Source organism: Leptospira koniambonensis (assembly GCF_004769555.1).
Taxonomy (GTDB): domain Bacteria; phylum Spirochaetota; class Leptospiria; order Leptospirales; family Leptospiraceae; genus Leptospira_B; species Leptospira_B koniambonensis.
On sequence record NZ_RQFY01000004.1, the window covers coordinates 996,428 to 1,010,004 of the forward strand.

Here is a 13,577-nt window from a genome sequence, read left to right on the forward strand (position 1 = left end):
ATTAACTTTTATAATTATCTATTTCACGGATCCCTTTATAAGTATTTCCGTAAGATCCAAAACATATAGGTAATTTGGAAATAGACCTAAGCTTATTTAAAAACTCAGTATCATCGAGGATTGGTTTTTTTTCATAAACAGGTTTTACTTTTTCCAAAAATTGTGTGATTCGATTTTGTTCTTCCGGATTTCTATTAGGAGTTATTCCTGTAACAGTGAAAGGATCTGCAGCTTTTGTTTGTAAGTAAGCTGATCCTGACTGGTTTTGCTCGCTCTTATATGTTTTATTCCAAAAGATCGGTATACCTTTTGAAAAAATATCTAAATGACTAACTAGTAGACCGCTCAATTTACCAACACAAGAAAGTGCGTATTTAATCAGAATTTCATCTGGGTGACCGCATCTAAATTTTCCTTGCCAACCTTCGTTTGAATTATGTAGTTCCGGAAAATTTAGATTTGGATCTTGAGTGGGTAAGGGACCATTTCCATGCCTAGTTATATAAGTTCTCAATATTCCAAAATGAAGAATTGGCTCAGGCAATTCCCATTCAATAGAAAGATCATTCAGATAATTCGCATGTGTACTACTCCAAGTTGTGTGGGGATGAAAACCAAAATTTTCGTCTAGAAGTATTCCTTGAGCACCTTCGAAAAGACTAGTGGAAGAAGAATGTAATTTTTCTGCGATCCTGCTAGAGGTTAAGGTGGTGACTGAACGAGTTACTATTTTGATAATATTTAACCAGTCGTTTGCAATATTTGTATTTTTTAATACATTATACTCATTCAGAATTATTTCACTTTTATGAACTTCTATTTTGGAAAATTCGGAGAGAAGGTTTTTTCGAATTTCTTCTAACTTATCAAGAACTCGAGAAGGCTGATTTAAATCTTCAAAGAATAAAGTGGATTCTGGAAAATTTAAAGAATATTGGACTGTTTCTCCGATTCCAACTCCGCAGGTACCGTGGGCTTTATCTTCTCTTAAAAGCTCTCTTAGTCTTCCTGCTGCTTGGTGAAAAGGAGTAATAACTCTGCAACGAGGATCTATAAATAAACGATTTAATATATCATTTATCCCGAGTCGATTTAGGAATTCTGCTTCTACTAACAAAGCGCCTGGATGGATTAACACCGGACTTGCTAATATAGTTTCTACTTTTGGAACAAAACTACCGGCACCGAATTGTGAAAATGTATGATGTTGTCCGTTTGGCAATACAACGTTATGTCCTGCTTGCGCACCTCCGTTGAACCTAACGATTGTATCTGCCTTCCAACGTCTAGTGAGAAAATCAGTGAAGATACCTTTGCCGCAATCGCCAAAACTCAATCCGAGTATGGAAGCAAAGCGGGGCGATCCTTCTTTTTTTCTCTTTGAGTCATCAATCAAATATCTTACGCCACCAAGATCTTTTATTAGAATCAGATTTGGATGTTTGAACGTTTAAACGATCAACTATTCCTTTATCTAATAGGTCAGCATAAGGTTGGATCGCTCTCGCTACAGCGCCTACTCTAGATTTACTCAAACCATCCTTCTGTAGTATTTTTACTACTGAATCGACATCGGGGATTGCTTTTTCAGTCAACCCTACAATTGCAGCTGCAACTGTACATGTATCTTCTGGTGATTCCATACAGATTACTTGATCACCTAAAAGTTCACGCCAACGTTTTTCACAATTATATCTTCTTTGTAAATCTGGGATGAGGAAAAAAAGATGATAGGTTTCTGCTGCGGCAGCGATTACTTCTTCAATGGGTAGATCTTCGTCTAAATGATCTCCTACTAAACTTCCTATTTGGTGTCTAGAAACTGTAGGATAAGGCAATTCGTCTCCGGTTAAGAATAGGTAACCTTTTTTCTTTCGTTTATTCCAACAGTCCAGATCGGTATGTTGTGCAGCGAGATAAAATGCAAGTTCGTAACTTTCTTCTCCGGAACCTCCACCTCCGCCTTCTAAGAATGATCTGGTAAGCCATTGGTCCATTAATTCGGCAGTAGATTCAAACTGACCTACTTGCAAAGGTGCACGATCTGAATTTGCATCTCCAATCGCCATAAATAATAATTGAGGATCTGCAATGCCACATGAGTTTAATAATTTCATGAAGGTGGGCAATTCCTTCCTTGCGAGCAGATCGGGTATTGCTCCCATCGATCCAGTGACGTCTAACGCAAAAATTACACTCATAGAATTTGGATGATCTGCGCTGTCTCTAGATTCTCGGACTTTCAGACCTTTTGGATCCATTAGAACGTGAACTCCAGTTTGTGTGAAAACTTCCTTTGCAGATCTATGAGCTCGACCGGCAATCAGCGCTTCGTGAGCTGCGTGTGAATAATTTCCATATCCCATAATATTCTCCCTTTAATTCGAATAAGGACTGAACGGTATAAATTGAGGAGGGCCGAAAGTTTTTTCAGCAACAATTTTCAATTCTTCGTCAATTCCAATTGCACCTAACTTATCACACCAACCCTTATCTTCACAGGCACGTTCGATAAAGGAAGCCAGCGGGTTTGGAACTGACCGGAAGGATTTTTGAGGGTCCTCTTCTCCTTCTAACAAAACTCGGATAGACCAGGCTGCTTGCTGCAAATCTTTTATTTTATCTTGGGACTTCTTTCCCCGTCTCCATCCAATAACTAGAATGCCATGATCTCTTGGTTGTACTAGCAAATGACTAGGATTGATTGCATTATGCGTCCAGCCTTGCTCGTGGATATAGCCAAGAAGATCTAATATCCTTCTCCAAATCCAAACACCATGTCTAGGTTGGATCCCTTTCTTCTGAAATCTTAATACGTCCGATAAACTTCCCCAATACCCAGGATTTGCTCTGGTGATTACGGCTTCTTTTCCTTCGTATTCTGGGTTTATTATTTTCCCGAAGGAAACAATTTGAGGAAGTCTTTGGCTAAAATATGCTGAAATAGGAGTATTCTGTTTTTGTAAACTTTCTAACACAGATACTTCGGAAGAAGCTAAACTTTTTGAAGTTTTGTCCCTCTCAATTTTTATAATGACTCGCTCCATAGCAAGTCCCAACTTTTCTGCAAAAAAAATATCTGCTCTTTCTCCTCCTCCAAGAGGAAGAAGGATTTTATATTTATTCTTACCTATCGTAAGAGTATTCGGGATTGTGTTAATCGACTTTTCGTAGAGCTTCCATGCCTCATGAAAATGTTCTGCAAGCACAGCATTTTTACTATAGGTAACTAATACTCCACAATAAGGACAGGCCACGTATCTCCATCGGACCTGTTTTGGCAAAGCTCCACCGCACTGAGAGCAAAGAAGCGCAGTTATTTCAGCAGTAGACATTTATTTCTAATTACTGAACTACTAGAAGATCTATCTTTCCGTGTTTATTATATTTCACGAATGCTTTTCCTTTTTCGTAGTAGTCGTGATAGTCACCTTGTTTTCTGAATTTAGAACCCAAAAGTTTTTCTGCAGCTGGTTTAGAAGATCCTACAGTGATCCCTTGTCCTAAACCTGGACTATTATCTCCCACTACATTCACCTGAACTACAGTCCCCATATCTAAAATGAAAGCAGTCTCTTTGTTATCGTATTCGAAATATTCCAAACCACTTTTTTTATCCGTTTTGATACGTGTAGGTTTTCCCCAGTTTTTTAGAAGATCTTCCAACTTATCTCCTGGACCAACTCCACCAACCTTAAACGCATTCACTTCATTTGCAGGAGTAGGAGCAGTTAGTTCGATCGCGTGGATCTTTGCTAATACCTTTGCCCAACCAGAAGTAGAATCGTAATTAGTTAAATAATAACTTGCGAGACCTTTAGATTTTGGATCTACCGCAGAATAAGATTCGACCAATGCAATGTTTAAGATTGGGGTGAAGTTCTCATAAATATAATCCGGATCAACCTGCTGTTTTTGAGCAGTGGATTGGCCGATCGTTTTTAGATATTGAGCGATCTGAGGATTGCTTCCGCTTTGATTTGCAAGAGTTCTGATCTTTTGGTCGATAGAAAGTGCAAGACGATTGAAAAGTTCTTTTGCTTCTTCTCTTTTGTCTGTCCAGAATAGAACTACTCCCAAGTTATTCGCTAGTGCAACAGTTCCTTCTGCTTGGAATGCTTTGTTAGCTACACTAACTGCTACATCCAGATCTTTTTCATCCGCAGAATAAGAAAGTAATACAGCATAATTAGAGAGAAAGTAAGGATCATCTGTTTTTACGATCACTTCTCTGTATGCTTTGAGTGCGCGATTATAAGCAGCCTCGTTTCCTGGAACTATCCTCATGACTGCACGTTTGCTTTTGTCTGGAGGAAATACCATTGTGTCTCTAAAGGAAGGCATATCCAATACTGGTTTTAATTTTAATTCTTCATTAGAAGCTGTTGCCATCCAGATCTTGTGCATACAAACAGCGAGAGCTTTGCTTAAGTACGTATTCTCCGGGAATTTTTTAATTCCGTCTTCCAAGTTGGATCTTGCTTCATCCAAATTTCTACCTAGTTGGATATCATCGAAAGTTTTTTCCATCTTAGCTAAGAAGCTATACAGTTCTTGTTTATCCGTTTTTAGTCTGGATAATCTTTCATTGGGAGAAGGATGGCTGGAAAAATAATGAGAACCAATCAGTTCAGGTCTAGTTTTATCTGCTTTAGAAGAAGCTAATGCTTCTTTATAAGATTGTTCCACTTCATTCAAAGTTTGTAGAGTGATGAGCATGAAATCACCACCGTACCCAGCTTTATCTAATAAGAATAAACCTGTTTGATCAGCATCTAACTCTTGCTCTTGTGAGAACTTACTATTTTCTAAAAATGCTTTTCCAGAAGGTTCATCTTTAAGTGCATAAAACTTTTTAACACTATTGAAAACATGTCTATTATAGAAGTGAGCTAACTCGTGAGACAATACTCCTGCGATATATCTTTCACGATGGAAGTCTAACTTCTGAGCGGCATCTGCTTCTTTTTGTTTGATTATCTCATCTAAAGAATCCAAAGCGCCTGAATGAATACAGAATTGTCCGCCGGCCATCGCAAATGCGTTGAAGCTTGCTTCCTTTACAATTTTGTAAACTAGTGGAAAGGGAGGGTTTCCGGAATTTTTGGAAAGTTTACCGAATGCTTTGTCTATCGGCTTCTTCCAACCCTTATGATCTGTAAGCACAGTCTTGGACTTGATCAGATTTGTGAATTGCACATTACTTTGTCTTACTAACTGTGCATACAATTCCGGATCGAATTCTCCTGGTTTACTTTGAGAAAAAATTGGAGAGCCCGAGAAAGATAGGATGCCTAAAACCACCAATAATTTCAGGACATAAGGGCGAACCGAATTCGAAAGATCGATCATGGGAAAAACCTCTTGAGGAGAGAAAACTATCTGCTATTAAGCGACTGTCAACTCTGAAAGGTTTAAAAAGTGAAGTGAAATTTTTTGACCGAAAAACCGGTTTGGAGAACTTTTAATTAGGCGGCGATGGAATGATCGATCAGAATTAAAATATTGATCAAGAACAAGTGAAGAATGCTGAAAAAGAAAAATCCTCTGGCGAACTTAGGTTCTGGATTCTGGAATAATTTTACGGAAAGGTAAAGTATAGAGATACTCAACGCTACAGAAGAGATCATATACAACCAACCCATAGAAGGTTCTGCCCAATAGAACGCGATCACAGATCCAACATAAAGAACGGTATAAAATAAAATAGAACGTCCTGTTTCTTTCACACCTTTTACCACAGGAAGCATTGGAAAATTTGCATCTTTGTAATCTTCTTTCAGGAAGATCGCAAGCGCCCAGAAGTGAGCCGGAGTCCAGAGAAAGATCATTAAAAATAAGATCCAAGCAGGCAAAGGTAAAGAATTACTAACGGCTGCATAACCAATCAAAGGTCCTACACAACCTGCTACTCCACCTATTACAATATTCTGATGTGTTCTTGGTTTTAATAGGATAGTATAAAGAAAAACATAAGCGAGAAGTGCAGCAAATGCACATATCGCAGTTAGCAAATTTGCAAAATAATATAAGATCCCAAACGCAACGAAGGTCATTGCAAATCCAACGATCCAGGCTTGAGCAGTACTGATCCTTCCTGCAGGAAGCGGACGATTTGCAGTCCGTTTCATTTTAGAATCTCTATCTATTTCTATGATCTGGTTGAAGATAAAGGAAGCAGAAGACATTAAAAAAGTCCCAAGCATAGTCATGAAGACAAGAAGTGTGCTAGGCGCGGTCGGGGCACCAAGATATAAACCAGGCACAGCAGTAGCCAAAACAAGGGAGCTTACCCTTGGTTTGATCATCTGGTTCCAGTCTGAAAGAAAACTATTCATTCTATTAAGAAACCTTACTTTTAGACAGCTCTGAAGCTCTCTGCACCCAGACTGCATACATGGATAAGAAAAGAAGAATGGCTACTCCAGTATGAGCAGCAGTCACGAGTTTCGGAAGTTTTGCGTATACGTTGATAACTCCCAATCCTATCTGAATGACTAGAAGAATGATCGCTATCCTTACGTATTTTTTAGTTTCTGCGGAGAATCCTTTGAATATTCCATAAAGGTTTATTAGAAGAATATAAAATGCCACTAAGTAAGCACCCAATCTATGTTGTACCTGGATTTGTATCTTAGGTTCTATAACAGAAGGGAGCCATTCTCCGTTACAAGTTGGAAATTCCATACAAGCAAGTCCTGCGTAGTTGGAACTTACTCTTCCCCCTAAAATAATTTGGAAGAAGATTAATAATACACCGATCAACAGAGGGATCTGGTCCTTCTGCAATAAACTTTGTTTCGTTAAAAACTCATTTGAATTTGTAGAATTTTCAAGATAGCGAGCTTTGAATGCCGCAGTACCTATACAAAGTAAGAACAAAATAGCATTCAACAAGTGAAGATTCACAGTAGCAGGATCTAAAGAAAGAAGAACTGTTAAACCTCCCAAAGTAATTTGAGAAGCAATCAATAAGATCCCTAAGATAAAATAACCTAAGAAAGGTTTTCTTAATTCAGGAATGATTACAGTCCAGACAGTACCAGCAATCAGAACAATTCCTAAAAATCCGGAATAATATCTATGTCCGACTTCCATAAAAATATTAAAATCGAAGTCTGGAAAAAATTTACCGAAACAAAAAGGCCAATCGGGACAAGCGAGTCCTGAGTCTGTAGCTCGGACAAGCGGTCCATATAATAAATTTAGAAAAATTAGAACTGAATAGATTACTAGGAAGAGAGAAAACTTTCTGAATTGAGAATAAGTAGAAGCGATCATTCTGTTTTTTCGGAGAATCCGAGCTCTTCTTTACCATACTTGAGCGAGATTGATTTGGGGCAAGAGATTTGATGTTTGAAAATCGAAAGCTTACATTTTGATCTGAGACTAATTCTCATGCAAAAACATTTCAAGATTCTAAAGAACGACTGTTCTATTCTACCGACCCTCGGTCAGATGCTTTTTATGTCGGTTCTAAACGGTTGAAAAGACTGAAAAGCAAAAACGCTTTCAAAAAAAAGACAGGTCTCCAAAACTGGCTGGTATCTTTCGCTTTTTACAAAAGTGAAACGTTTTTTTCTGATACTTTAGGAGTCATTCCATGAGCCAAAACGGAGACCATTACAACAAGGCAGGTTTTTGGACATTCGTGGTCGTGTTGACCGCCAACATTCTTTATTTCGTTTATCTTTCTGCATTCCACAAAGGTGTTAAAGATTATAATGAAGTAGTTCCTTCCCACACTTCGGCAGCGAAGTAAGGAAAGAATCCGGGAATAAGTACCTTGTTCTCCTCCAATCATCCGCGGTCATTTTTCAAAAGTGCTGCGGCTCTTATTCTTTTCTTACCTTTCCTATCCGTACTATCTTTTGATACAAAAAGAGAATTACCTGCTCACGCAGTTCCTCCTGAACTCGAAGGTGTAGGTCTAGAAGAAAAATTAGGAAATCGTATAGATACCAATTTATCTTTCGTTGATGAACAAGGTAAACAAGTCCGCATTGGCGACTATTTGAAAGAAGGAAAACCACTTCTTCTTACCTTAGTGTATTATAGATGTCCAACACTCTGCAGTCTTTATCTGAATGAAATCTCAACCGCACTCAAAGAATTGAATCTACAAGTAGGAAAAGAATTCAATTACGTAGCGGTAAGTTTTGATCCAAAAGAAAAATCTGATCTAGCAAAAGCGAAAAAAGAAGTATATGTGAAAGATTATGGAAGAGGGGACGGTTCCGGCTGGAGTTTTTTAACCGGAAATGATCCTGAAATAAAGGCTTTGTCTTCCAGCTTGGGTTTTTCCTACAAATGGAATCCATATAATGATCAATGGGTGCATGTTTCTGTTGCCTATGTGATTACCCCTGAAGGACAAATTTCCAGGTATTTAAAAGGGATCCCGATGGATGAAAGGACTCTGAGATTATCTCTCGTAGAGGCTGGAAACGGTAAAATCGGCGATTTGACTGACAGTGTTGCCCTTTTTTGCTTCCAATTTGATCCATCCAAAAATAGGTATACATTATACGCATTCAATATCATGCGAATCGGCGGTTTTCTTACTGTCGTTATCCTTGCGGCGTTCTTATTCCGCTTTTGGAAGAAACAAAACTCGTCTAGTACAGTATAAATAAAGGAAGGAGTGATTTCGATCCGATGAACTGGTTCTCTCTTATTACGGCGACAAGCTTCATGCCGGTTCCAGCGACTAAAGAATCGGGAGATGTAGATAACCTCTATATCTTTCTTCTTGTTTCGGGCCTTATTTCTTTTATCATTCTCATTGGGGGAATGGTAATATTCATTTTCAAGTATAGAAGAAAAACTGAAGACCAGAAAAGTGCGTATATCACGCATAATACTCTTGCTGAGTTCCTTTGGTCCTTCATACCTTTCGTGATCATGATGATCATCTTCGCTTGGGGATGGGATGTTTTCCATGATCTTCGCAGAGTCGGAGAGAAAGGTGATGTTGAGGTTCACGTTACTGCTCGTCAGTGGGCTTGGACTTTCAAATACGCGAATGATATCGAGATCAATAGCCCTACCGATAAAAAGTTACTGGAAAATGAGCCGGACTCTACTCTTCTCAAACCTGAGATCGTAGTAGTTCCACTCGGCAAAACCATTCGTTTCATTCTTACTTCTGATGACGTTCTACATAGCTTCTATGTTCCTGCATTCAGGAACAAAATGGATGCGGTTCCTGGCAGAAGAACTACTTTCACTTTCACTCCGATCGAGAAAGGGGACTTCACAGTATTCTGTACTGAGTATTGCGGAACCAAACACTCCAACATGATGGCTACGATTCGTGTGGTAGACGGAGAAGAATTCGCTGCTTGGCAGGACAAAAAAGTCAAAGAATTGGCTGATGCCGGTAAAGGAAAAGGACCTGCAGAAAGAGGAGAAGCTCTTTTTAAAGGAAGCCTTGGATGTAGCGGATGTCACTCCTTAGATGGATCCAGGATTGTTGGACCAAGCTTTAAAGGTCTTTATGGTAATAAGAGAGACTTCGCAGACGGAACTTCTGTAACTGCGGATGACGCTTATATCAAACAATCCATCCTTGTTCCTACAGCTAAGATTGTAGCTGGTTTCCCTCCTGCGATGTCTTCCTTTCAAGGAAGGATCAAAGAGGACGAGATCAAGGACATCATCGAATTCATTAAGACGCTTAAATAGGATTACGGACAATGGCCCACGAGCAACATAATTACCTGAATCACCAAAAGGGGATTTGGTCCTGGCTTACGACCTTAGATCATAAGCGTATCGGGATCATGTATTTTATCGCGATCATGAGCTTCTTCTTCTTAGGAGGAGTTTTCGCTCTATTAGTTCGCGCAGAATTATTCACACCTGGAAAAACCCTTTTTTCCGCAGATGTTTATAACAGAATGATGACCTACCATGGAGCCATTATGGTGTTCATGGTGATCGTTCCTGGTATCCCTGCAATTTTCGGAAACTTCGTGCTTCCGATCATGATTGGAGCAAAAGACGTAGCGTTCCCAAGATTGAACTTAATGAGCTGGTACATGCTGATGATCGGAGCTGCGATCACGGGTTCCACTCTATTCTTGGAAAACGTTGATACTGGTTGGACTTTCTATACTCCATATTCTTCCATTAAAACTGGATTAGGAGTGATTCCGATGGTTCTTGGAGTATTCATTATTGGATTCTCCTCCATTCTAACTGGATTGAACTTCATCGTTACCACTCATAAACTGAGAGCGCCTGGAATGACCATGAATAGAATTCCTCTCATGGTTTGGGCACTTTACTCAACTGCGATCTTGCAAGTATTGGCAACTCCAGTTCTTGCGATCACTCTGCTTCTTTTGATTGCAGAGAAAACTCTTGGAGTGGGGATTTTTGATCCTCAGTTGGGAGGAGATCCGGTACTATTCCAGCACTTCTTCTGGTTCTATTCACACCCTGCGGTTTATATCATGATCCTTCCTGCGATGGGAGTGATTTCCGAGTTGGTTGCTACTTACTCTCGTAAAGTAATCTTCGGATATACTGCAATTGCTTATTCTTCCTTAGCGATCGCTGGGGTTTCCTTCTTAGTATGGGGACACCACATGTTCGTTTCTGGACAATCTGAGTTTGCGGGAGTTCTGTTCTCCTTCATCACAATGCTTGTAGGAGTTCCTACAGCGATCAAATTGTTCAACTGGATCGCGACAATGTATAAAGGAAGTATCCGTTTGGATGCTCCGATGCTTTTTGCGATCGGGTTCATGTTCCTATTCACCATCGGTGGTTTGACTGGAGTGTATCTGGCTTCTACTGGTATGGACATTCACTTCCACGATACTTACTTCGTGGTGGCTCACTTCCATTACGTGATGGTTGGTGGAACATTGATGGCGCTTATGGGAGCATTGATCTACTGGTTCCCTAAAGTTACCGGAAAAATTTATAGCGACCTTGTAGGAAGAATTTCCTGGGTATTTATCTTCACCGGATTTAACGTTACCTTCTTCCCTCAATTTATCTTGGGAAATATGGGAATGCCTCGTAGATACTATGATTATCTTCCTACATTCACCGAATTAAACCAAATGTCCACTTTCGGATCTTGGTTGATCGGAACAGGATTCTTGGTCGGACTTTTCGGAGTGATCCATGCACTTCTGAAAGGAAAAGAAGCAGGAAACAATCCTTTCGGAGGAAAAACTCTGGAATGGACTACCGCTTCTCCTCCACCACATGAAAATTTTGAATCTACCCCAGTACTAACCGGAGGGCCTTATGAGTACCGCTAATCACTCGGGTGGTTTTCATCACGCGCATCATTTTAATAGCGCAGAGCATCAATATGAATCTTCTAAACAAGGGATCTGGTTATTCCTTGTTACAGAAATTCTAATGTTCGGTGGATTATTCGTAGGATATTCCATTTACCATTCTCTATACCCGCAAGTTTTCCATGCAGGAAGTAAGCAACTTTCCGTAGTTTTGGGAGCTTTAAACACAGTAGTTCTTCTATTCAGCTCATTCACCATGGCGCTTGGAATTAACTATGTGCAAAGAGGTCTTAGAAACAAAGCGATCATTGCTCTTGCAGTGACTATCGCTTGTGCTGCGATCTTCATGGTTGTAAAGTTTTTCGAATATACTCACAAGTTCCACGTGGGTACAGTTCCTGGAAAATACGCTTACACTGAAGAGTTAAGCGCTTCCGGTGAGAAGATAACTAAAGTTGGAGCACTACTTGCAGAAGCTAATAAACTTAGCGTAGTAGAAAGAGAACACAAACTTCACCTGGATGAAACTGAATACGAACACCTGACCCTTTTGGAAAAAACCAAAAACTGGCCTTTGTTCTTCGGATTCTATTTCGTAATGTCCGGTATTCACGGTCTGCACGTTCTTGCTGGTGCATTTTTGATCTTCTGGGTACTTTTGAAAGTGATCAAAAACCAAGTTGGTCCTGAATATTACACTCCTGTAGAAGGTGTGGGCTTGTTCTGGCACGTGGTAGACTTGATCTGGATTTACCTTTTCCCTCTTCTTTATTTGGTGGGATAAGTTAAGTCAAAAGCAAGCAGCTGAAAGGTCTGCTTACGAAAAAGCCGGAGCTTCGCTCCGGCTTTTTTATTTTCTGCCTGAAACTGGCTTATAAAAAAACTGCAAAGAAACGGCGAATCCTGCCGATATTTAAAGAGAGACAGGTTTTCCCGGACGCAATATGCAAAATATAGATTATTCCAGAAGACTGAGACAATCCGGGACCAGAGGTCCGGCTCCACGTCAGGGAGAGTCTTTTCCAACTGTGCAAACAATCCAGCATGTGAGGGGAGGAAATTCTCCGATCCGTTCTTTCCCAAGTTCCAGATCTATCTTTCTGGTTTTAGTTGGGGCCATTTCTCTTTTTACTGGTGGGGTAGTAGTCGGTCTTAGATTGGATCAGAAGGAGCAAACATTTGCTCAAAACGAAACTCAGTCTTTTTATAATGCGGGAAAAAATGTAAGAACAGAACAATCTGTAGAAGAGAGAGAAAATTCTTCTACAGAAACAGTAAGCTCTAATGCTGCAGAAAATTCTGCTGAAACTTCTACTTCTTCCCAAAGCTCTAATCGAAATCCTGGACTCAAATTTCCGGCCAGATCGGATAAGGAAAATTATTTCCTATCTATCCCAACTGAAGATTCAGTCGAGGCGATGGAAATTGGAAAAAAATTGCTGAGAGCAAAACCTGAGTTCCAAGGAAGATTTTTTAGATCCAAAGACGGAGAATTATTCCTAGGATATTTTTACGGAAAAGAAGAAGCTACTAAGGCTCTAGAATCCATTCGCCCTCTGAATGATCCGATTTTTCACAAAACTTCTATTCACAAACTTCAATTTTGATCTGAATTTTCGAACTAAGTTCATATCAGAGCTTAAACTCATTTTTTCCTTGACTTTGCCTCAAAATTTGCTATATTTTTGGGCAGAGTTTTAACGGAAGTCTTAATACTAATTGGCTGGCAAAAAGAAACAATCTGGCTACGATCATGGCGTAGGTGACTACGTCGTATATCCGATCCACGGGGTAGGTGAAATCACCGAAATCTCCAAAAAGGTTATCCTGGGAAAGAAAAAAGAGTGCTACGTAATGGAAATCCAGGGTAGCAAGATGAAGGTGATGATCCCGGTCGATAAAGCAAAGCAGGTCGGAATTCGACCGATTATCGACAAGAAGGATATCAAGAAAGTTATCAATCTACTCAAGAAAGACGAGGTCGATACTGAAGAGGACTGGAAGATCAGGTACCAAAACAACCTGAACAAAATAAAGTCCGGATCGATCTTCGAAGTGGCGGATGTGTGCAGGAATTTATTCCGCAGGGCAAACGGTAAAGAACTGTCTATCATGGAACGTAAATTGTACGAAAGTGCGTACAATCTAGTTAAGATGGAAGTCGCCCTAAGCAAAGGAGTTTCCCAAGAAGAAGCTGGGAACCTTGTGTCAGATGTTTTAGCTAGTACATTCGCTCCGGGAGAAAAAGTTCCCGTAGCAGCAGTCGACATAGACGAAGAATAGTTTCCGATAAAACTCGAATCTTATTTAAAA

Annotated in this window: 13 protein-coding genes; 7 read left to right on the forward strand and 6 right to left on the reverse strand. The window is 39.8% G+C overall.

The window, feature by feature from the left end:
- Position 1 precedes the first annotated feature (1 nt).
- The 6 genes from EHQ52_RS08635 to EHQ52_RS08660 form a co-directional block, all read right to left on the reverse strand.
- Complete coding sequence (locus tag EHQ52_RS08635; RefSeq protein ID WP_167492193.1) at positions 2 to 1,336, reverse strand: adenylosuccinate synthetase; 1,335 nt, start codon at positions 1,334 to 1,336, stop codon at positions 2 to 4.
- A 52-nt stretch (positions 1,337 to 1,388) separates the two neighbouring features.
- Complete coding sequence (locus EHQ52_RS08640; protein WP_135614789.1) at positions 1,389 to 2,366, reverse strand: VWA domain-containing protein; 978 nt, start codon at positions 2,364 to 2,366, stop codon at positions 1,389 to 1,391.
- 12 nt (positions 2,367 to 2,378) lie between these two features.
- Positions 2,379 to 3,335 carry a protein kinase family protein gene (locus EHQ52_RS08645; protein WP_135614790.1) on the reverse strand — a complete coding sequence of 319 codons (957 nt, stop codon included), beginning with the start codon at positions 3,333 to 3,335 and terminating at the stop codon, positions 2,379 to 2,381.
- 10 nt (positions 3,336 to 3,345) lie between these two features.
- Positions 3,346 to 5,352: a M48 family metallopeptidase gene (locus EHQ52_RS08650; RefSeq protein WP_135614791.1), complete on the reverse strand. Its 2,007-nt coding sequence runs from the start codon at positions 5,350 to 5,352 to the stop codon at positions 3,346 to 3,348.
- Positions 5,353 to 5,468: 116 nt separating this feature from the next.
- A complete protein-coding gene (cyoE, locus tag EHQ52_RS08655) occupies positions 5,469 to 6,338 on the reverse strand; it encodes a heme o synthase (protein ID WP_135614792.1) in 870 nt (289 codons plus the stop codon).
- Between the two features lie 4 nt (positions 6,339 to 6,342).
- Positions 6,343 to 7,281 carry a COX15/CtaA family protein gene (locus tag EHQ52_RS08660; RefSeq protein ID WP_135614793.1) on the reverse strand — a complete coding sequence of 313 codons (939 nt, stop codon included), beginning with the start codon at positions 7,279 to 7,281 and terminating at the stop codon, positions 6,343 to 6,345.
- Between the two features lie 322 nt (positions 7,282 to 7,603).
- On the opposite strand from EHQ52_RS08660, the gene EHQ52_RS20065 reads away from it, so the two are divergent.
- The 7 genes from EHQ52_RS20065 (at position 7,604) to EHQ52_RS08690 (ending at position 13,547) form a co-directional block, all read left to right on the forward strand.
- On the forward strand, positions 7,604 to 7,762 hold the full coding sequence (locus EHQ52_RS20065; protein ID WP_165780220.1) for a hypothetical protein: 159 nt from the start codon (positions 7,604 to 7,606) through the stop codon (positions 7,760 to 7,762).
- A 24-nt stretch (positions 7,763 to 7,786) separates the two neighbouring features.
- Complete coding sequence (locus EHQ52_RS08665; RefSeq protein ID WP_135614794.1) at positions 7,787 to 8,632, forward strand: SCO family protein; 846 nt, start codon at positions 7,787 to 7,789, stop codon at positions 8,630 to 8,632.
- Between the two features lie 26 nt (positions 8,633 to 8,658).
- Positions 8,659 to 9,687, forward strand: a complete 1,029-nt coding sequence (gene coxB / locus EHQ52_RS08670) for a cytochrome c oxidase subunit II (protein WP_208653465.1) — start codon at positions 8,659 to 8,661, stop codon at positions 9,685 to 9,687.
- 11 nt (positions 9,688 to 9,698) lie between these two features.
- A complete protein-coding gene (ctaD, locus tag EHQ52_RS08675) occupies positions 9,699 to 11,282 on the forward strand; it encodes a cytochrome c oxidase subunit I (protein ID WP_135614795.1) in 1,584 nt (527 codons plus the stop codon).
- Positions 11,269 to 12,048, forward strand: a complete 780-nt coding sequence (locus EHQ52_RS08680) for a cytochrome c oxidase subunit 3 family protein (protein WP_135614796.1) — start codon at positions 11,269 to 11,271, stop codon at positions 12,046 to 12,048. Before ctaD ends, EHQ52_RS08680 begins: the two co-directional genes overlap by 14 nt.
- 160 nt (positions 12,049 to 12,208) lie before the next feature.
- A complete protein-coding gene (locus EHQ52_RS08685; protein ID WP_135614797.1) occupies positions 12,209 to 12,871 on the forward strand; it encodes a hypothetical protein in 663 nt (220 codons plus the stop codon).
- 112 nt (positions 12,872 to 12,983) lie between these two features.
- Positions 12,984 to 13,547: a CarD family transcriptional regulator gene (locus EHQ52_RS08690; RefSeq protein ID WP_135614798.1), complete on the forward strand. Its 564-nt coding sequence runs from the start codon at positions 12,984 to 12,986 to the stop codon at positions 13,545 to 13,547.
- Positions 13,548 to 13,577 lie beyond the last annotated feature (30 nt).